Source organism: Pseudomonas sp. SAR267, from assembly GCF_052077595.1.
GTDB lineage: Bacteria > Pseudomonadota > Gammaproteobacteria > Pseudomonadales > Pseudomonadaceae > Aquipseudomonas > Aquipseudomonas vlassakiae.
The window spans coordinates 1,101,726-1,120,256 of sequence record NZ_JBQIHU010000001.1 but is presented as its reverse complement, the minus strand read 5'-3'; the positions used below and the strand labels follow the sequence as shown (position 1 = coordinate 1,120,256).

The 18,531-nt window shown below is 62.7% G+C and carries 16 protein-coding genes; 11 read left to right on the top strand and 5 right to left on the bottom strand.

Annotated elements, in window-relative coordinates; all coding sequences use genetic code 11:
- Positions 1–55 precede the first annotated feature (55 nt).
- Complete coding sequence (locus ACTORR_RS05580; RefSeq protein ID WP_099815578.1) at positions 56–1,984, top strand: ATP-binding cassette domain-containing protein; 1,929 nt, start codon at positions 56–58, stop codon at positions 1,982–1,984.
- A 58-nt stretch (positions 1,985–2,042) separates the two neighbouring features.
- On the opposite strand, the gene ACTORR_RS05575 is transcribed toward ACTORR_RS05580, so the two are convergent.
- A complete protein-coding gene (locus ACTORR_RS05575) occupies positions 2,043–2,483 on the bottom strand; it encodes a universal stress protein (RefSeq protein ID WP_054883482.1) in 441 nt (146 codons plus the stop codon).
- A 110-nt stretch (positions 2,484–2,593) separates the two neighbouring features.
- On the opposite strand from ACTORR_RS05575, the gene ACTORR_RS05570 reads away from it, so the two are divergent.
- The 7 genes from ACTORR_RS05570 to ACTORR_RS05540 all read left to right on the top strand — a co-directional run bounded on the left by ACTORR_RS05570 (position 2,594) and on the right by ACTORR_RS05540 (position 10,889).
- A complete protein-coding gene (locus ACTORR_RS05570) occupies positions 2,594–3,031 on the top strand; it encodes a hypothetical protein (RefSeq protein WP_099815580.1) in 438 nt (145 codons plus the stop codon).
- Positions 3,032–3,502: 471 nt separating this feature from the next.
- On the top strand, positions 3,503–5,650 hold the full coding sequence (fadB, locus tag ACTORR_RS05565) for a fatty acid oxidation complex subunit alpha FadB (RefSeq protein WP_099815581.1): 2,148 nt from the start codon (positions 3,503–3,505) through the stop codon (positions 5,648–5,650).
- A gap of 31 nt (positions 5,651–5,681) precedes the next feature.
- Positions 5,682–6,857, top strand: coding sequence for an acetyl-CoA C-acyltransferase FadA (gene fadA, locus ACTORR_RS05560; protein WP_054883485.1), 1,176 nt, complete (start codon positions 5,682–5,684; stop codon positions 6,855–6,857).
- A 79-nt stretch (positions 6,858–6,936) separates the two neighbouring features.
- Complete coding sequence (locus tag ACTORR_RS05555; RefSeq protein ID WP_054883486.1) at positions 6,937–7,188, top strand: DUF1653 domain-containing protein; 252 nt, start codon at positions 6,937–6,939, stop codon at positions 7,186–7,188.
- 100 nt (positions 7,189–7,288) lie between these two features.
- Positions 7,289–9,901 carry a type I DNA topoisomerase gene (gene topA / locus ACTORR_RS05550; RefSeq protein WP_054883487.1) on the top strand — a complete coding sequence of 871 codons (2,613 nt, stop codon included), beginning with the start codon at positions 7,289–7,291 and terminating at the stop codon, positions 9,899–9,901.
- Positions 9,902–10,089: 188 nt separating this feature from the next.
- Entirely contained in the window at positions 10,090–10,605 is a 516-nt protein-coding gene (locus ACTORR_RS05545) for a DUF6586 family protein (RefSeq protein WP_054883488.1), read from the top strand.
- Between the two features lie 50 nt (positions 10,606–10,655).
- Positions 10,656–10,889, top strand: a complete 234-nt coding sequence (locus tag ACTORR_RS05540) for a hypothetical protein (RefSeq protein WP_054883489.1) — start codon at positions 10,656–10,658, stop codon at positions 10,887–10,889.
- A gap of 39 nt (positions 10,890–10,928) precedes the next feature.
- Here the strand turns inward: ACTORR_RS05540 and sulA are convergent, their stop codons facing one another.
- Both sulA and lexA read right to left on the bottom strand, forming a co-directional pair.
- Positions 10,929–11,405: an SOS-induced cell division inhibitor SulA gene (gene sulA / locus ACTORR_RS05535; RefSeq protein WP_099815448.1), complete on the bottom strand. Its 477-nt coding sequence runs from the start codon at positions 11,403–11,405 to the stop codon at positions 10,929–10,931.
- Positions 11,406–11,418: 13 nt separating this feature from the next.
- The gene (gene lexA / locus ACTORR_RS05530; RefSeq protein WP_099815449.1) at positions 11,419–12,027 is read right to left on the bottom strand and encodes a transcriptional repressor LexA; all 609 of its coding nucleotides are present in this window, start codon (positions 12,025–12,027) and stop codon (positions 11,419–11,421) included.
- Positions 12,028–12,238: 211 nt separating this feature from the next.
- Here lexA and ACTORR_RS05525 point away from each other — a divergent pair, with 211 nt between their 5' ends.
- The 3 genes from ACTORR_RS05525 to nagZ are packed head-to-tail and all read left to right on the top strand — an operon-like array spanning position 12,239 to position 14,529.
- Complete coding sequence (locus ACTORR_RS05525) at positions 12,239–12,946, top strand: TetR/AcrR family transcriptional regulator (protein ID WP_054883492.1); 708 nt, start codon at positions 12,239–12,241, stop codon at positions 12,944–12,946.
- A gap of 40 nt (positions 12,947–12,986) precedes the next feature.
- Positions 12,987–13,511: a L,D-transpeptidase gene (locus ACTORR_RS05520; protein WP_054883493.1), complete on the top strand. Its 525-nt coding sequence runs from the start codon at positions 12,987–12,989 to the stop codon at positions 13,509–13,511.
- Between the two features lie 19 nt (positions 13,512–13,530).
- A complete protein-coding gene (gene nagZ, locus ACTORR_RS05515) occupies positions 13,531–14,529 on the top strand; it encodes a beta-N-acetylhexosaminidase (RefSeq protein ID WP_186601147.1) in 999 nt (332 codons plus the stop codon).
- 110 nt (positions 14,530–14,639) lie between these two features.
- On the opposite strand, the gene ACTORR_RS05510 is transcribed toward nagZ, so the two are convergent.
- Both ACTORR_RS05510 and ACTORR_RS05505 read right to left on the bottom strand, forming a co-directional pair.
- Positions 14,640–17,948 carry a DEAD/DEAH box helicase gene (locus ACTORR_RS05510; protein WP_313365290.1) on the bottom strand — a complete coding sequence of 1,103 codons (3,309 nt, stop codon included), beginning with the start codon at positions 17,946–17,948 and terminating at the stop codon, positions 14,640–14,642.
- A gap of 4 nt (positions 17,949–17,952) precedes the next feature.
- Entirely contained in the window at positions 17,953–18,525 is a 573-nt protein-coding gene (locus ACTORR_RS05505; protein ID WP_054883495.1) for a CsiV family protein, read from the bottom strand.
- Between the last annotated feature and the right edge of the window lie 6 nt (positions 18,526–18,531).

The window sequence follows — 18,531 nt, the reverse complement described above, 5'->3', positions numbered from 1 at the left end:
AATGCCGGCAGGGGCCAAGTCAGGTAGAATGCGCGCCCGCTTTCTGGAGACGAACATGACCCTGCTCAAATTCAGCGATGTGTCCCTCGCATTCGGCGCGATGCCGCTGCTGGACAAAGTGTCCTGGCAGATCGCCCGTGGCGAGCGGGTGTGCATCATCGGCCGTAACGGCACCGGCAAATCGAGCATGCTGCGCCTGGTCAAGGGCGAGCAGAAGGGCGACGATGGCGAGATCTGGCGCGCCCCTGGCTTGAAGATCGGCGAGCTGCCACAGGAGCTGCCGGTTGCCGACGAGCGTACGGTGTTCGATGTGGTCGCGGCAGGCCTGGATGGCGTCGGCGAGTTGCTCGCCGAGTTTCATCACCTGAGCCAGAACATCCACAGCGATGCAGATCTGGAAAAGCTCATGCACGTTCAGCACGAGCTCGAAGCCCGCGACGGCTGGCGCCTGCAGCAAGTGGTGGAAAGCACCTTGAGCCGCCTGCAGTTGCCCGCCGACAAGACCCTGGCCGAGCTCTCCGGTGGCTGGCGCCGCCGCGTGCTGCTGGCCCAGGCGCTGGTGTCCGAGCCTGATCTGTTGCTGCTCGACGAGCCGACCAACCACCTGGACATCGGGGCCATCGCCTGGCTCGAAGAAGCCCTGCGCGGTTTCAACGGTGCCGTGCTGTTCATCACCCACGACCGTTCCTTCCTGCAGAACCTCGCCACGCGCATCCTCGAACTGGACCGCGGCGGCCTGATCGACTGGAACGGCGACTACGCCAGCTTCCTGGTGCACAAGGAAGCCGCGCTGGCCGCCGAAGAGACCGCCAATGCGCTGTTCGACAAGCGCCTGGCCCAGGAAGAAGTGTGGATTCGCCAGGGCATCAAGGCCCGGCGTACCCGCAACGAAGGCCGTGTGCGTGCACTCAAGGCCCTGCGCGTCGAGCGCAGCGAGCGCCGCGAACGCCAGGGCAAGGCGAACATCCAGATCGAAGCGGCGGACAAATCCGGCAAGCAGGTGATGGTGCTGGAAAACGTCAGCTTCCATCACGCCGATGGCCCGCTGCTGGTCAAGGACTTCTCCATGGTCCTGCAGCGCCAGGACCGTATCGGCCTGCTGGGTGCCAACGGTACCGGCAAGACCACCCTGCTGAAGATGATGCTCGGTGATCTGGAGCCTACTGCAGGCAAGGTCGAGCGCGGCACCAAGCTGGAAGTGGCGTATTTCGACCAGATGCGCCACCAGCTCGACCTGGAAAAGACCGTCATCGACAACCTCGCCGAAGGCCGTGACTTCATCGAGATCGATGGTCAGAACCGCCATGTACTGAGCTACCTGGGCGATTTCCTGTTCAGCCCGCAGCGTGCCCGTACGCCAGTCAAGGCGCTGTCCGGCGGCGAGCGGGCGCGCCTGCTGCTGGCCAAGCTGTTCAGCAAGCCGGCCAACCTGCTGGTGCTCGACGAGCCGACCAACGACCTGGATGTGGAAACCCTCGAGTTGCTGGAAGAGGTGCTGTCCAACTACAAGGGTACCGTGCTGATGGTCAGCCACGACCGGGCCTTCCTCGACAACGTCGTCACCAGCACGTTGGTATTCGAAGGTGAGGGCAAGGTGCGCGAGTATGTCGGTGGCTATGAAGACTGGATCCGCCAGGGCGGTTCGGCGAAGCTGCTCGGCGTGACCGAGAGCAAGAGCGGCAAGTCCGAGCTCAACAGTGCCGTGGTCGAAAAGCCGGTGGAAGTGGCTGCGCCTGCGCCAGCTGCGCCGGTTGCCGATACTTCGAAGAAAAAGCTCAGCTACAAGCTGCAACGCGAGCTTGAAATGCTGCCGGGTCAGATCGATGAGGTCGAGCAGCGCATGGCCGAGGCGCAGGAAGAGGTGAACGCTGCTGGCTTCTATCAGCGGCCGATTGCCGAGACTTCGGCAGTGCTGGCCAAGATCGAGAAGCTGCAAGCTGAGCTGGATGCGCTGGTAGAGCGGTGGGCTGAGCTGGAAGGCTGAGTCTGCTGCGCCGGCCTCTTCGCGCAGAACCGCCGCGAAGAGGCCGGCGCAGGCTGGATCATTCTTTTTTCTGCAAGCGCACCGCCAGCACATCGCACGGCGCACCATGCAGCACATCATTGGCGGTGGATCCCAGCAGCAAGGCCAGGCCATGCCGGCCATGGCTGCCGACCACGATAAGGTCGCATTTCTGGTCCTTGGCCAGTTGGTGGATTTCCTGGCGCGGCTGGCCGTAGGTCAGGTGCGAGTCGCCACGATTGATGCCGGGGTACTTGTTGAACAGGCGGTCCATGCGCTCCTTGGCCTGGTCGAACTGCTGCTGTTGCAGTTGCGACAGGTCCATCGGCACATCGCCGCCAAAGGCCATGGCCATCGGTTCGACGATATGCACCAGCGAGACCTTGGCGCCTGTGGGCTCGGCGAGCTTCATGGCACGCTTGATCACCGGGTCGCATTCCTCGGTGAGGTCGACGGCGACCAGAAGATGTTCGTAGGACATGAGCTGTACTCCTGACAATCGCGATAGTAGAAGTATGGTCGCTTTCCGGCAGGTCATCCGTGAATACTGAGTAACCCGCTCTTTTGCAACGCTTTATGGAACTTACTGATATGACGGTATGGCTAGTGGTGTCAATCCTTGCGCTGATTCTCAGTCCGCTGTCCTGGCTGCGCCTGTCGCGCAAACAGGGGCAGCAGATGAGCCTGCGCCTGGAGGCGCGGCGCATGGGCCTGGCCATGCAACTGGCCCCCCAACAGTGGCCACACTGGTTCGAGCAGGCGCCACCGAGCCCGTGCCCGCAATACCACCGTGGGCGCAGGCGCGGGCATGAAGACAGCTGGTGCTACTGGCAGGTCAGCCCTGGTGTCTGGTGGAACCAGTGGAAGGAGGCCTGCGAGGAGCCGCGCCTGAACGAAGTGTTCATGCGCCTGCCGGCAACCGTCTACAAGGTGGAGGCTGACAAGCGCATGCTTGCCCTGTACTGGAGCGAGCGCGGGGATAAATCTGTATTGCAGGATATTGCCCACGCCTTCGACACCCTGGCTTGATAGCCACAACGACAAAGCGGCAACCCGGTAGCTACCAGGTTGCCGCTTTGTCGTTTCTGCCGCGCAGAAAAGGCCAGGCAGGCCGGGAAATTCCTGAATCCAGTCGCAGTGTAGCCATTCCCTGGCCGCGTGCATGAAATAAATGCAGCCCCCGTCGTTTGCTTGTGGTCAATCGCTGACATGAATGATCGGTAATCACTGTCATCATGTTTAACCCATCGGCGATACAAAATGACCGCAAAGTCGCGTTTTCACCCTGTTCCAGAGCATTTGACAACGCCGACCTTTTCGGTGAATGTGTGCATACCCAAATCAAACGGGCGTATGAATTGAGCGTTTGTATGTCATGCCGCTCATACAGAATCCCGACTAGCGCGCTGACGGGTGTGCCTGGGGCAAGGGCGGCAAGACCTACTCTTCCACCAGCGATCGGCGTGTACAGTTCAGCTTCCATATCGTGGAGATCAGTTGATGATTTACGAAGGTAAAGCCATCACGGTTAAGGCTCTTGAAAGCGGCATCGTCGAACTGAAGTTCGACCTCAAGGGTGAGTCCGTCAACAAGTTCAATCGCCTGACCCTGGACGAGCTGCGCCAGGCCATCGACGCCATCAAGGCCGACGCCTCGGTGAAAGGCGTGATCGTCAGCAGTGGCAAGGACGTGTTCATCGTCGGCGCCGACATCACCGAGTTCGTCGACAACTTCAAGCTGCCCGAAGCCGAACTGGTTGCCGGCAACCTGGAAGCCAACCGCATCTTCAACGCCTTCGAAGACCTCGAAGTACCGACCGTGGCGGCCATCAATGGCATCGCCCTGGGCGGCGGCCTGGAAATGTGCCTGGCAGCCGACTATCGAGTCATGTCCAGCAGCGCCAAGATCGGCCTGCCCGAAGTCAAGCTGGGCATCTACCCAGGCTTCGGCGGTACCGTGCGCCTGCCGCGCCTGATCGGCTCGGACAACGCCATTGAGTGGATCGCCGCCGGCAAGGAAAACCGTGCCGAAGACGCCCTGAAAGTCGGCGCCGTCGATGCCGTGGTCGCCCCTGAGCTGCTGCTGGCCGGTGCGCTGGACCTGATCAAGCGCGCCATCAGTGGCGAGCTGGACTACAAGGCCAAGCGCCAGCCCAAGCTGGAAAAGCTCAAGCTCAACGCCATTGAGCAGATGATGGCCTTCGAGACCGCCAAGGGCTTCGTCGCTGGCCAGGCCGGCCCGAATTACCCGGCGCCGGTCGAGGCCATCAAGACCATCCAGAAGGCCGCCAACTTCGGCCGCGACAAGGCCCTGGAAGTCGAGGCTGCAGGCTTCGCCAAACTGGCCAAGACCTCGGTTGCCGAAAGCCTGATCGGCCTGTTCCTGAATGACCAGGAGCTCAAGCGCAAGGCCAAGGCCCATGACGAAATCGCCCACGACGTGAAGCAGGCTGCCGTGCTCGGCGCCGGCATCATGGGTGGCGGCATTGCCTACCAGTCGGCGGTCAAGGGCACCCCGATCCTGATGAAGGACATCCGCGAGGAAGCCATCCAGTTGGGCCTGAACGAGGCCTCCAAGTTGCTTGGCAACCGCGTCGAGAAAGGCCGCCTGACTCCGGCGAAAATGGCCGAGGCGCTCAACGCCATTCGCCCGACCCTGTCGTATGGCGACTTCGCCAACGTCGACATCGTCGTAGAAGCCGTGGTCGAAAACCCGAAGGTCAAGCAGGCCGTGCTGGCCGAAGTGGAAGGCCAGGTAAAAGAGGACGCGATCCTCGCCTCCAACACTTCGACCATTTCCATCAACCTGCTGGCCAAGGCGCTCAAGCGCCCGGAAAACTTCGTCGGCATGCACTTCTTCAACCCGGTACACATGATGCCGCTGGTGGAAGTGATCCGTGGCGAGAAGTCCAGTGAGGTAGCAGTCGCGACCACCGTGGCCTACGCCAAGAAGATGGGCAAGAACCCGATCGTGGTCAACGACTGCCCGGGCTTCCTGGTCAACCGTGTGCTGTTCCCGTACTTTGGCGGTTTCGCCAAGCTGGTCAGCGCTGGCGTCGACTTCGTGCGCATCGACAAGGTCATGGAGAAGTTCGGCTGGCCGATGGGCCCGGCCTACCTGATGGACGTGGTCGGCATCGACACCGGCCACCATGGCCGCGACGTGATGGCCGAAGGCTTCCCGGACCGCATGAAGGACGAGCGCCGCTCGGCCGTCGACGCCCTGTACGAGGCCAACCGCCTGGGCCAGAAGAACGGCAAGGGCTTCTATGCCTACGAGACCGACAAGCGCGGCAAACCGAAGAAAGTCTTCGATGCCACCGTGCTGGATGTGCTCAAGCCGATCGTCTTCGAGCAGCGTGAAGTGAGCGACGAAGACATCATCAACTGGATGATGGTGCCGCTGTGCCTGGAGACCGTGCGTTGCCTGGAAGACGGCATCGTCGAAACCGCCGCCGAAGCCGACATGGGCCTGGTCTATGGCATCGGTTTCCCTCCCTTCCGGGGTGGTGCGCTGCGCTACATCGACTCGATCGGTGTGGCCGAATTCGTTGCCCTGGCCGACCAGTACGCCGACCTTGGGCCGCTGTACCACCCGACCGCGAAGCTGCGTGAAATGGCCAAGAACGGCCAGCGCTTCTTCAACTGAGTGGTCAACGAGCTAGAGCGAGAGATTTGATATGAGCCTTAATCCAAGAGACGTGGTGATTGTCGACTTTGGTCGCACCCCGATGGGCCGCTCCAAGGGTGGCATGCACCGCAACACCCGCGCCGAAGACATGTCCGCGCACCTGATCAGCAAGCTGCTGGAACGCAACGGCAAGGTCGACCCGAAAGAAGTCGAAGACGTGATCTGGGGCTGCGTGAACCAGACCCTGGAGCAGGGCTGGAACATCGCCCGCATGGCGTCGTTGATGACCCAGATCCCGCACACCTCGGCCGCCCAGACCGTCAGCCGCCTGTGCGGCTCGTCGATGAGCGCGCTGCACACCGCCGCCCAGGCGATCATGACCGGCAACGGCGATGTGTTCGTGGTCGGCGGCGTCGAGCACATGGGCCACGTCAGCATGATGCATGGTGTCGACCCCAACCCGCACCTGTCGCTGCATGCGGCCAAGGCGTCGGGGATGATGGGCCTGACCGCCGAAATGCTCGGCAAGATGCATGGCATCAGCCGCGAGCAGCAGGACCTGTTCGGCCTGCGTTCGCACCAGCTCGCCCACAAGGCGACGGTCGAAGGCAAGTTCAAGGACGAGATCATCCCGATGCAGGGCTATGACGAGAACGGTTTCCTCAAGGTCTTCGACTTCGACGAGACCATTCGCCCGGAAACCACCCTCGAGGGCCTGGCGTCGCTGAAACCGGCGTTCAACCCGAAAGGTGGTACCGTGACTGCCGGTACTTCGTCGCAGATCACCGACGGTGCATCGTGCATGATCGTCATGTCCGGCCAGCGCGCCATGGACCTGGGCATCCAGCCACTGGCCGTGATCCGCTCGATGGCGGTGGCCGGTGTCGACCCGGCAATCATGGGCTACGGCCCGGTGCCGTCGACCCAGAAAGCCCTCAAGCGCGCCGGTCTGACCATGGCCGATATCGACTTCATCGAGCTCAACGAAGCCTTCGCTGCACAAGCCCTGCCAGTGCTCAAAGACTTGAAAGTGCTCGACAAGATGGATGAGAAGGTTAACCTGCACGGCGGCGCCATCGCTTTGGGCCACCCGTTCGGTTGCTCCGGTGCACGGATTTCCGGCACCCTGCTCAATGTCATGAAGCAGAACGGCGGTACCCTGGGGGTGGCGACCATGTGCGTCGGCCTCGGTCAAGGTATCACCACTGTCTTCGAACGCGTCTGATCGCGTAGCGGGACAGCAGCCGGGGCCTTGTGCCCCGGTTTTTGTTTTTTACAGAATTTGTTTCAAGAGGAAGGGCGGCATGCAGATACAACCAGGCGTATACCGGCATTACAAAGGGCCTGAGTACCGTGTCTTCAGTGTTGCACGGCACTCGGAGAATGAAGAGTGGATGGTCTTCTACCAATGCCTGTATGGTGATTACAGCTTCTGGGTGAGGCCCCTTGCGATGTTCCAGGAGTCCGTCGAGGTTGACGGCGAGCAGGTGCCGCGCTTTGCTTTGGTCAAGGTCGAAGAAGGGCTGCCGGAGCTGGTTGGCAAGTCGCAAGCGTGATCGACCACGCTTGACCTCACTCTTTTGCCACTATATATAGCGGTGCCGCGTCCGGCACCTGACGCGTTTTTCATCTTCAGATTCAGGAATACTCCGATCCATGGGCAAATCGCTGGTCATTGTGGAATCCCCGGCCAAGGCCAAGACCATCAACAAGTACCTGGGCAACCAGTACGTGGTGAAGTCGAGTATCGGCCATATCCGAGACCTCCCCACCAGCGGTTCGGCCAGCGCAAGCAAAGAGCCGGCCGCCAAGCGTGGCAAGGCTGCTGCGGGTGAGGCTCCGGCGCTGTCGCCAAAAGAGAAGGCCCGTCGCCAGCTGGTGGCGCGCATGGGCGTCGACCCTGAGCACGGCTGGAAAGCCAAGTACGAGATCCTTCCCGGCAAGGAGAAGGTGATCGAAGAGCTCCGCCGCCTGGCCAAGGATGCCGACACCATCTATCTCGCAACCGACTTGGACCGCGAAGGGGAAGCCATTGCCTGGCACCTGCGCGAAGCCATCGGGGGCGACGACACTCGCTACAAGCGCGTGGTGTTCAACGAAATTACCAAGAAGGCGATCCAGGAAGCGTTCTCGCAGCCTGGCGAGCTGGATATCGACCGGGTCAACGCCCAACAGGCGCGGCGCTTCCTCGACCGCGTAGTGGGCTACATGGTCTCGCCACTGCTGTGGGCCAAGATCGCCCGCGGCCTGTCTGCCGGCCGCGTACAGTCGGTGGCGGTGAAGCTGGTGGTCGAGCGTGAACGCGAGATCCGTGCCTTCGTCCCAGAAGAGTACTGGGAAGTGCACGCCGACCTTGGCACCGCCAAGAACGCCAAAGTGCGTTTTGAAGTGGCGCGGGAGAAGGGCGAGGCCTTCAAGCCGCTGAACGAAGCTCAGGCCATGGCCGCGCTGGAGAAGCTCAAGGCCTCCAGCTACAGCGTGATCAAGCGCGAAGACCGGCCGACCAGCAGCAAGCCGTCGGCCCCGTTCATCACCTCGACCTTGCAGCAGGCCGCGAGCAACCGCCTGGGCTTTGGGGTGAAGAAAACCATGATGATGGCCCAGCGTTTGTACGAAGCGGGTTACATCACCTACATGCGTACCGACTCGACCAACCTGTCGGCAGATGCCCTGGACATGGCGCGCAGCTACATCGAGCGCGAGTTCGGCAAGCAGTACCTGCCGGAAGCCCCGCTGGTGTATGGCAGCAAGGAAGGTGCCCAGGAGGCGCACGAGGCGATTCGCCCCTCTGACGTCAATACCCACCCCACCAAGCTCAGCGGCATGGAGCGGGATGCAGAGCGCCTGTACGAGCTGATCTGGCGCCAGTTCCTGGCCTGCCAGATGCCTCCGGCGCAATACCTGTCCACCAGTGTCACTGTGGCCGCAGGTGATTTCGAGCTGCGTGCCAAGGGCCGCATCCTCAAGTTCGACGGTTACACCCGCGTGCTGCCACAGCAGAGCAAGCCGGGCGAAGACGATGTGCTGCCGGAAATGGCCCAGGGCGAAGCGCTCAAGCTGATCCAGCTCGACCCGAGCCAGCACTTCACCAAGCCACCGGCGCGCTTCACTGAAGCGAGCCTGGTCAAGGAAATGGAAAAACGCGGTATTGGTCGCCCGTCGACCTATGCGGCGATCATTTCTACCATCCAGGACCGCGGCTACGTCACTCTGCACAATCGTCGTTTCTACTCCGAGAAAATGGGCGATATCGTCACCGAGCGCCTGTCGGAGAGTTTCTCCAACCTGATGGACTATGGCTTCACTGCCGACATGGAAGAGAACCTCGACGACGTGGCCCAGGGCGAACGTGACTGGAAGAACGTGCTCGACGAGTTCTACGGTGACTTCAGCAAGAAACTGCTGACCGCCGAGTCTGCCGAAAGCGGCATGCGTGCCAACCAGCCGACCATGACCAATATTCCGTGCAAGGAATGTGGCCGGCCAATGATGATCCGCACCGCTTCCACCGGTGTGTTTCTCGGTTGCTCGGGTTACAGCCTGCCGCCGAAAGAGCGTTGCAAGGCCACAGTGAACCTGGTGCCGGGCGATGAGATCGCTGCGGACGATGAGGGTGAATCGGAATCGCGCGTGCTGTTGGGCAAGCACCGCTGCCCGATCTGTGCCACGGCGATGGATGCCTACCTGCTGGACGAGAAGCACAAGCTGCACATCTGCGGTAATAACCCGGACTGCGCCGGCTACGAGATCGAAGAGGGCAGCTACCGCATCAAGGGCTACGAAGGGCCGAGCCTGGAGTGCGACAAGTGCGGCAGCGAGATGCAACTCAAGACGGGCCGATTCGGCAAGTTCTTCGGTTGCACCAACCCGGCGTGCAAGAACACCCGCAAGCTGCTCAAGAGCGGTGAGGCCGCACCACCGAAGATGGACAAGGTGGAAATGCCGGAGCTCAAGTGCGAGAAGGTCGACGACACCTACGTGCTGCGTGACGGCGCTTCGGGCCTGTTCCTGGCGGCCAGCCAGTTCCCGAAAAACCGCGAAACCCGTGCACCGTTGGTGCTGGAGATCGTTCCGCACAAGCACGAGATCGATCCGAAGTACCACTTCCTGTGCGATGCGCCGCAGAAAGACCCGGAAGGGCGCCCGGCGGTGATTCGTTACAGCCGCAAGACCAAGGAGCAGTACGTGCAGTCCGAGGTCGATGGCAAGCCGACTGGCTGGAAGGCTTTCTATGATGGTGGTAGCTGGAAGGTCGAAGACAAGCGCTGATCTATCGGTGCAGTAACTGGGGCCGCTTCGCGCCCCTTCGCGGGCAAGCCCGCTCCCACAGGTACGGCATCGCCCTCAAGGCTGTTGCCATTCCTGTGGGAGCGGGCTTGCCCGCGAAGGGGCGCAAAGCGGCCTCAATCATTTATGATGCAGCTATCCGCCTCGCAGCCTTACGGAGGGCACTGAAAATGGCCCAGGAACTCTACACCCGCACCAACCAGAAACTGTTCTTCGCAGGGCTGGCCCTCGAATCCATGGCCAAGGCCGAGCAAAGCCAGGCCATGAACGCCCAAGGCCTGGTCCAGGCCGAACGTGAATCAGCGCTGTTTCACCTGTACGGCGCACTGTTGGGGCTGTGCCATGAAATCGGTGGATTCTACCGTCTGCCCGTAGTGGCTTCGGTCGAGCAGGCGCTCGCCGATGATGCATTGAACACCATCGCCATCCCTGAAGTGGCCGAAATGCTCGAACTGGTTCGCCAGCGGGAAACCTGGTTGGCGCAATTGGTCAGTGCTTATGCCGATTTGTTCCGACCACCGGTCGCGAAAAAAACAGCAAAAACCGACGTCACCCAGCCGTTGATTCAGGCCGTCAACCTCGATGAGCCCGAGCACCCTGCGTTGTCTAGGGAAGAGTTGGAAAGTTGGCGGAACAATCTCAAAGGCTTGGTGAGACGTTTCCGCGACGCGTTGAGTGAGTGCTGATAGCTGCAACGGCTGGTACACTACCGGCCTTTCGTGGAGAACTGCCCTATATGTCTACGTCGTTTCTGGAAATTGTCGAGTTGCCTGATGGCCGTATCGAGCTGCGTCGCGCCGAGGATGAAGGCTCCCTGGTAACCCTGGATTTCTCGGAAGACGCCAAGGCGTTCCTGCAGGGCCAGCATGTCGAGGTCGCCAAGGCAATGCTGAGTGTTGGCGTGCAGATGGCAGGCCGCTTGGTAGAGGGTGAGCTGGAGCGCGACGAAGGGCCGCGTGTACTGCACTAAAGCGCCCGCTTGCACTGCTTCATAGGCAAAGCCTGAACATCAGCCGAGGCGGATGTTCAGGCTTTGTGCGTTTCCGACACTGGCAGCGCGTAGCAGTTGTTGGCGAGCGGTAGCGTTGACGCTGCCAAGCCAGCTGACCACGGTGTGGCTGCGGCCCAGGCGCAACGCTTCGCAGGCCAGCTGCAGTGCGCTCTGATTGCCACGGGCATGCAACAGCAGGATCCGTTCGCGGTTAAGCCCGGCATCGCGCAGCCAGGCCTGGGTGAGGCTGGCCGGTGGGGCGATCAGCGTCAGCCAGCGCGCTTCCTCCTCCTCGCTAAGCTCGCGCAATACCGGCGCCAACAGGCTCTGGCAGTGTTCGGGGGCGCCACGCAGTGACAGTTCGCTGAACAGCTCCGGATGGCTGCTCTTGCGTGCCTGCTCGCTGGCCTTCAGGCCTGGCAGTACCGGCTGGGCGAGGAACGCTTCGAACAGCGGAAGCTGGACCTGCTGATGTGCTTGGATGGACTGCTGCATGACGCCTCCTGAATCAGCGGCGAATGACGCCGACACTCAAACCCTCGATCACCAGTTCCTGCTCTTTCAGGTCGACTTCGATAGGGGCGAACTCGGGGTTTTCGGCGATGAGCCAGACCTTGCTGCCTTCGCGCTTGAAGCGCTTGACGGTCACTTCGTCGCCGATACGGGCGACGACGATCTGGCCATTACGGGCCTCGCGGCAGGTGTGCACCGCCAGCAGATCGCCGTCGAAGATGCCGATGTCCTTCATGCTCATGCCGTGCACACGCAACAAATAGTCGGCAGGGGGGTGGAAGAAGGTCGGGTTGATGTTGCAGGATTGCTCGATGTGCTGCTCGGCGAGGATAGGAGCGCCAGCAGCGACTCGGCCAATGATCGGCAAGCCGTTTTCTTCGGCCTTGGCTTCAAAGCCCGGTATACGGATGCCACGGGAAGCGCCCGGGGTCATTTCGATTGCGCCTTTGCGGGCGAGGGCCTTGAGGTGCTCCTCGGCGGCATTCGGCGACTTGAAGCCCAGCTCCTGAGCGATTTCCGCACGCGTGGGTGGGAAGCCGTTATCTTCGAGGCAGCGTTTGATGAAGGCCAGAATCTCGGCTTGGCGTGGCGTCAGTTTCAACATGGCGGGCGCTCTGTCTTTTTATACAGTGCCTGGGATTATATACAGTGCTGGGTTCGCTGCAAGCACAAGCTGCAGGAAATACGCAGGATGACGCTTGCAGCCTGCAGTCTGGCGCCTTTAAATGGCGACCGCCCAGTCACCGAGCCTTGACATCGGCAGGGCTGAAACGTATGTTTCAAACACCTGTTTGTCTCTGTCTGGCGGAGTAGTGATGGCCCAATCTGAAACCGTTGAACGCATCCTCGATGCTGCCGAGCAGCTGTTCGCGGAACGAGGCTTCGCGGAAACCTCATTGCGGCTGATTACCAGCAAGGCCGGGGTCAACCTCGCAGCGGTCAATTATCATTTCGGCTCGAAGAAGGCCCTGATCCAGGCCGTCTTTTCGCGTTTCCTCGGGCCGTTCTGCGCCAGCCTCGAACGTGAGCTGGAGCGGCGACAGGCCAAGCCCGAGCAGAAGCCCAGCCTTGAAGAGCTGCTGGAAATGCTGGTAGAGCAGGCATTGGTCGTGCAGCCACGCAGCAACAACGACCTGTCGATCTTCATGCGCCTGCTGGGCCTGGCGTTCAGTCAGAGCCAGGGCCATTTGCGGCGCTATCTCGAGGACATGTACGGCAAGGTGTTCCGCCGCTACATGCTGTTGGTAAACGAAGCTGCACCGCGCATTCCACCGCTGGAATTGTTCTGGCGCGTACACTTCATGCTCGGTGCCGCGGCGTTCAGCATGTCCGGGATCAAGGCGCTGCGCGCCATTGCCGAGACCGATTTCGGTATCAACACGTCGATCGAGCAAGTCATGCGCCTGATGGTGCCATTCCTGGCCGCTGGCATGCGTGCCGACAGCGGTGTCACCGACAGCGCCATGGCCAGCGCCCAGTTGCGCCCGCGCAGCAAGTCCGGCAGCGCTACTGCCAAGGCTTGAAGGCTGGGCGGGGCAGGGCGCTTCGGCTAAGCTAGCGCCCATGCCTGACCTCGATTTCCTGCACATCGCTCTCGCCGACCAGCGCCTCTACGGCTTTGCCCAAGGCCGGTTGCGCGTGCGCATCGTGGTTTCCACCGCCCGCAATGGGGCAGGTGAGCGCAACGGCTCGGGCTGCACACCACGCGGGCTACACCAGGTGCGTGCACGTATCGGCGCAGGCTTGCCAGTCAATGCCGTGCTGCAAGGCCGGCGCTGGACGGGCGAGGTCTGGTCGCCGACGCTGCACGCGCAGCATCCCGGGCGGGACTGGGTCCTGACCCGCATCTTCTGGCTCAGTGGCTGCGAGCCGGGCGTCAACCGCCTGGGTAGTGTCGACACCTTTCGCCGCCACATCTATCTGCACGGCACGCCAGACACGGAACCCTTGGGCGTGCCGCTGTCCCATGGCTGCATACGCTTGCGCAACATCGACATGCTTGGCCTTTTCGAGCGCGTCCCGGCACATTGCCCGGTGCGCATCGACGAGGCCGCTTGCCCTGAGTGGGCTTCACTGACTCTGCAATGAAGGATTGCCTATGACCAGCCTGCAAGGCTCCCTGATGGTGGATATCGCCGGTAAATGGCTGACTGCCGAAGATCGCCAGCTTCTACGCCAGCCGGAAGTGGCCGGCCTGATCATCTTCGCCCGCAACATCGACAGCCCACGCCAGGTGCGTGAGCTGTGCGCATCGATTCGCGCCATCCGTCCCGACCTGATCCTTGCGGTCGACCAGGAAGGCGGCCGCGTGCAGCGCCTGCGCCAGGGCTTCGTACGCCTGCCGGCGATGCGCGCCATCGCCGACAATGCCAATGCCGAGTACCTGGCCGAGCAGTGCGGCTGGCTGATGGCCACCGAGGTGCTCGCGGTCGGCCTGGACCTCAGCTTCGCTCCGGTGCTCGACCTCGACCACCAGCGCAGCGCGGTGGTTGGCAGCCGTGCCTTCGAAGGCAACCCTGAGCGTGCCACACAGCTGGCTGGCGCATTCATTCGCGGCATGAATGCGGCGGGCATGGCAGCTTGCGGCAAGCATTTCCCGGGGCATGGCTGGGCCGAGGCGGATTCGCATGTAGCGATTCCTACCGACGAGCGCAGCCTCGAACAGCTGCGCCAGGCAGACCTGGTGCCGTTCTCCCGCCTTAGCGGGCAACTGGCGGCGGTGATGCCGGCGCATGTGATCTACCCGCAGGTCGACAACCAGCCTGCCGGGTTCTCGCGCCGCTGGCTGCAGGACATCTTGCGCGGCGAGCTGGGCTTCGACGGGGTGATCTTCAGTGACGACCTTTCGATGGCCGGTGCGCATGTGGTGGGTGATGCCGCCAATCGCATCGAGGCGGCGCTGAGCGCCGGTTGCGACATGGGCCTGGTGTGCAACGACCGGGCGGCGGCGGAGCTGGCGTTGACCGCAGCGCAGCGCTTGAAGGTCAAGCCGTCGCCGCGTATTGCGCAGATGCGCGGGCGTGGCTTTGCCCGTACCGATTATCGCCAGCAGCCGCGTTGGCTGGAGGCCCTGGGGGCCCTGAAAGACGCACAGCTGGTCGATTGACTGTACCGGCCTCTTCGCGGGACAAGCCCGCTCCCACAGGATTTCACCCACCTCAAGAACGGTGCACTACCTAGGGGAGCGGGCGTGTCCCGCGAAGAGGCCGGTACAGGTTATCGGGTTCGCTTGCCAGGTAGCGGGGCAAACAGCGCGTCGATCTCGTCATCGCCAAGTCGCCATTGCCCTACCTGCCCTCCATCGAGCAGGCTCGCCGCCAGCGCTGCCTTCTCCTGCTGCAGCGCCTGGATCTTTTCTTCCACCGTCCCCCGGGTAATCAGCTTGAACACGAACACCGGCTTGTCCTGGCCGATCCGGTAGGCACGGTCGGTCGCCTGGTTCTCGCTGGCCGGGTTCCACCACGGGTCGAAGTGGATTACGGTGTCCGCAGCGGTGAGGTTCAGCCCCACCCCTCCGGCCTTGAGGCTTATCAGGAACACTTCACTGTCGCCCTGCTGGAACTGCTGCACCGGGGTGCGTCGGTCGCGGGTGTCGCCGGTGAGCAGGCTATAGCGGATCTTGCGCTTTTCCAGCTCCTGCTCGATCAGCGCCAGCATCGAGGTGAACTGCGAGAACAGCAGGACACGGCGCCCCTCGCTGAGCAGCTCTTCGAGCATCTCCAGTAGCGCCCCGAGCTTGCCCTTGTCGGCCTGGTTGCCTTTGGTCTCGACCCCTTTGACCAGGCGCAGGTCGCAGCACACCTGGCGCAGCTTGAGCAGGGCGTCGAGGATCACGATCTGGCTGCGCGCCGCGCCATTGCGGGCGATTTCGTCGCGGACCTTCTTGTCCATGGCCACGCGCACCGCCTCGTAGGTGTCGCGCTGGGCGTCACTGAGTTCGACCCAGTGGACCATTTCGGTTTTCGCCGGCAGCTCGGTGGCCACCTGTTCCTTGGTGCGGCGCAGCAGGAACGGGCGCACCCGGCTGACCAGGTGGGCCAGGCGCTCGGCGTCGCCGTGGCGCTCGATAGGGGTGCGGTAATCCTGGTTGAAGCGTTTCACGTCTCCCAGCCAGCCGGGCATGAGGAAGTGGAAGATCGACCACAGCTCGCCCAGGTTGTTCTCCATTGGCGTGCCGGTCAGGCACAGGCGCTGGTTGGCCTGCAGTTCGCCGACGGCCTGGGCGGCTTTGCTGGTGCTGCTCTTGATGTTCTGTGCCTCGTCCAGCACCAGCACATGCCAGGCTTGCGCGCGCAGGTGTTCCAGGTCGCGAGGCAGCAGGGCGTAGGTGCTCAGTACCAGGTCGTATTCGTGCAGCTTGGCGAAATGCTTGCTGCGGCCGGGGCCATGCAGGGCCAGCACGCGCAGGCCGGGAGCGAAGCGTTGCGCTTCATCGAGCCAGTTGGGCACCAGGCTGGTTGGCATCACCGCCAGGGCCGGGGCGGTCAGGCGCCCGGACTGTTTTTCCAGCAGCAGATGAGCCAGGGCCTGCAGGGTCTTGCCCAGGCCCATGTCGTCGCCAAGGATGCCGCCGGTGCCCATTTCGCGCAGGGCCTGCAGCCAGTTCAGGCCTTGCTGCTGGTAAGGCCGCAGGGTGGCGTTGAGCCCGCTCGGCACTTCGACCTGCAGCTCGCGGGCGTGGCGCAGGCGCCGGCCAAGGTCACGCACATGGGCGCCGCCTTCCCAGTGCAGTGGCAGGTGTTCGATGTCATTCAGCCGCGCGGCGTCGGCACGGTCCATGCGCAGGGTAGGGCCGACCGCGTCCTCGTGCAGGTACAGTTCGCCGAGCGTGCCCATCACTGCCTTGATGCGGCCATAGGGAAGGGCAACGCGCAGCGCCGGGCTATCCAGGCGGCCGCGATTGAGGTCGATCAACAAATGCTCATCGTCGCTGCGCCGCGCCAGTTCGCTGGGGCGCAGCAGCTCGGGGTTGCTGCGCAACAGTTGCAGCACGATCGGCAGCAGGCTGTGACGCTGGCCTTCGACCACGATGCCCAGCTCCAGGTCGAACCATTCATGCCCCGGCGCTTCCTCGATAGTGGCGTACCAGTCGTCCACGTCCTGCAGGTTGAAGGCGAAGTCACGGTGGATTTCGATGTCCCAGCCAGCCTCGCGCAAGCGTGGCAGGCCATCGCGGGCAAAGCGCAGCCAGGCCTCGTCGTCGGGCAGCTGGAGCATCTCGCCAGCACTGTCGGGCAGGGCCTTGCTCTGCCGGGTGGCGGGTTTGAAGCCGAAATCGCGCAGCACCTTGCGCTGCGCCTGCTCGGCCTGGGGCTGGCGGCGGATGCGCTGACAGGTGGCGTCGACCAGGCGGGTCAACGGCTTGTCGTCATTGCCACTGGCGCGCAGGCCGTCGTAGTCGAACGCCAGTGCGGCGCGGTGCTGCATCTGCCGTTGCATACGCCCGGTCTTGGGCGTGTAGGCGCTGAATTCGAGGCTGCCGAGGGTCAGGTGGGGCCTGGGCTGCAGGTCATCGATGAGCTGTTCGTCCAGTGTGGTCGGCGTAGGAAGCTGGTGGTTCAAGGCATTGAGCTTGTGGCTGAGAGGCACGACGAGGTGTTCCGGAACGTCAGGAGCGATGGTCAGTTGCAGGGCAATGTGAGGGTCGAGGCTGTGCTCGAGCTTGCCTGCTTCACTGCTCGAAAAATCGAAGTAGTAAAGCGGCAGTAGTGCAATCACGCAGTTCAGCGGTGTTTCGCCGTGATACCAGATGCCGCGATAATGGCCGTTATCCAGTCGCACCCAGCGGAACTCGGCGGCAAGCGCCGGGCCCTCGCGCAGCAGCGGTTTGTTCTCGTCACAGAGCATGCGCCCGGTATCCAGTGCACGCTGGAACAGTTCGCCGCCTTCGCGGCCTGTGAGCTGGTAGCCGCGATCCTGGCTACCGGCCTGGTTCAGTGCCGAGAGCAGGCGCAGGATGCGGATGTCTTCCTCTTTGACGAAACGCGGTGGTTCGTAGAGGAATTCATACAGTGACTGCACGCGGCTGTAACGCAAGCCCTCCTCTTCGCGCATGCCTTTGCGTACCCGCAGGGCGCAGCCAGGTTCCTCGGTCAGCCTGAGCTGGTAGCAAACCATGCGTCCACGTTTATCTTGCGCTTCGGCGGTTTCCGGGGCGGGTTGCTCAAGGCCTTTCAGCCAGCGCTGCAGGTTGGCTGGCAGTGCGTCGCCAGCGTGTTTTGCCGCTGCCTGCGGCTCGCTCAAGGTGAGCAATACGGCGGCGCAGTGCTTGCAGTTCTGCCCCACTGGGCAACTGCACTGGCCGCGTACGTGGCAGCGGCCAGCCAGGGCGGTGAGGGTGATCTTCAGCCGATAGCGGCTGCCTTCGCTGCCACGACAGGTGGCTTCGATGATCGGGCCGCTGCAGTGTTCGACCTCTACCCGGTCTTCCCGGGCGTAACGCTCGCCGCGCTGCAGGACCGGGCCGGTGAACGACTGGGTCCAGTTCGGGTATTCGCGCAGCAGCTGGAGAGCGTCGCGGCTCATTGCATCACTGCTCCATCATCTCCGGGTCCATCACCGGCATCTTCGGCGTGCCCGGGGGCGTGACCTTCAGCAGCAGGGCCAGGTGGCCGCCATCGAGGAACGTCAGTTGGCCGCCTTTCATGTTGCTGTTGCTCTGCTTGAACTGCTCGCTTTGCAGTACGTTGCCGTTGCTGTCCAGCTGGTTGACCCAGAAGTTGGCCTCCACGCCGATGAAGCGGCCGGCGGTGATGCCCAGGTTGCCCTCGATGGGGAAGTGGCCGAACTGCTCGGCGCCGGCGCTCAGGGCGATGCGGCTGGTGTCGCTGCTGACCGGCTGTTGCCAGGCCTTGTGCAGCAACACGGTGTAGTCGGCAGTGGCTTGCAGGCGGGTGGCCTCATCCTGCAGCGCCAGTGGGCGTTCGGCGCCCTTGTCCAGGCGCGGGGCGCCGGCGCTCCAGTCTTCCGGGGCGAACGGGCTGGTGAAGGCGGGCACGCTATTCTGCCGCACCAGAATCATTTCCACCTGATACATCCCTTCGGCAAAGGCGGCCGGCGCGAACAGCGCGAACAGCAGGGTCAGGCAACGGATGGCACGCATGGATCT

Coding starts and splice junctions, on each gene's coding strand:
- ACTORR_RS05580 (WP_099815578.1), top strand. CDS start 56: ATGACCCTGCTCAAATTCAGCGATGTGTCCCTCGCATTCGGCGCGATG.
- ACTORR_RS05575 (WP_054883482.1), bottom strand. CDS start 2,483: ATGTCCTACGAACATCTTCTGGTCGCCGTCGACCTCACCGAGGAATGC.
- ACTORR_RS05570 (WP_099815580.1), top strand. CDS start 2,594: ATGACGGTATGGCTAGTGGTGTCAATCCTTGCGCTGATTCTCAGTCCG.
- fadB (WP_099815581.1), top strand. CDS start 3,503: ATGATTTACGAAGGTAAAGCCATCACGGTTAAGGCTCTTGAAAGCGGC.
- fadA (WP_054883485.1), top strand. CDS start 5,682: ATGAGCCTTAATCCAAGAGACGTGGTGATTGTCGACTTTGGTCGCACC.
- ACTORR_RS05555 (WP_054883486.1), top strand. CDS start 6,937: ATGCAGATACAACCAGGCGTATACCGGCATTACAAAGGGCCTGAGTAC.
- topA (WP_054883487.1), top strand. CDS start 7,289: ATGGGCAAATCGCTGGTCATTGTGGAATCCCCGGCCAAGGCCAAGACC.
- ACTORR_RS05545 (WP_054883488.1), top strand. CDS start 10,090: ATGGCCCAGGAACTCTACACCCGCACCAACCAGAAACTGTTCTTCGCA.
- ACTORR_RS05540 (WP_054883489.1), top strand. CDS start 10,656: ATGTCTACGTCGTTTCTGGAAATTGTCGAGTTGCCTGATGGCCGTATC.
- sulA (WP_099815448.1), bottom strand. CDS start 11,405: ATGCAGCAGTCCATCCAAGCACATCAGCAGGTCCAGCTTCCGCTGTTC.
- lexA (WP_099815449.1), bottom strand. CDS start 12,027: ATGTTGAAACTGACGCCACGCCAAGCCGAGATTCTGGCCTTCATCAAA.
- ACTORR_RS05525 (WP_054883492.1), top strand. CDS start 12,239: ATGGCCCAATCTGAAACCGTTGAACGCATCCTCGATGCTGCCGAGCAG.
- ACTORR_RS05520 (WP_054883493.1), top strand. CDS start 12,987: ATGCCTGACCTCGATTTCCTGCACATCGCTCTCGCCGACCAGCGCCTC.
- ACTORR_RS05510 (WP_313365290.1), bottom strand. CDS start 17,948: ATGAGCCGCGACGCTCTCCAGCTGCTGCGCGAATACCCGAACTGGACC.
- ACTORR_RS05505 (WP_054883495.1), bottom strand. CDS start 18,525: ATGCGTGCCATCCGTTGCCTGACCCTGCTGTTCGCGCTGTTCGCGCCG.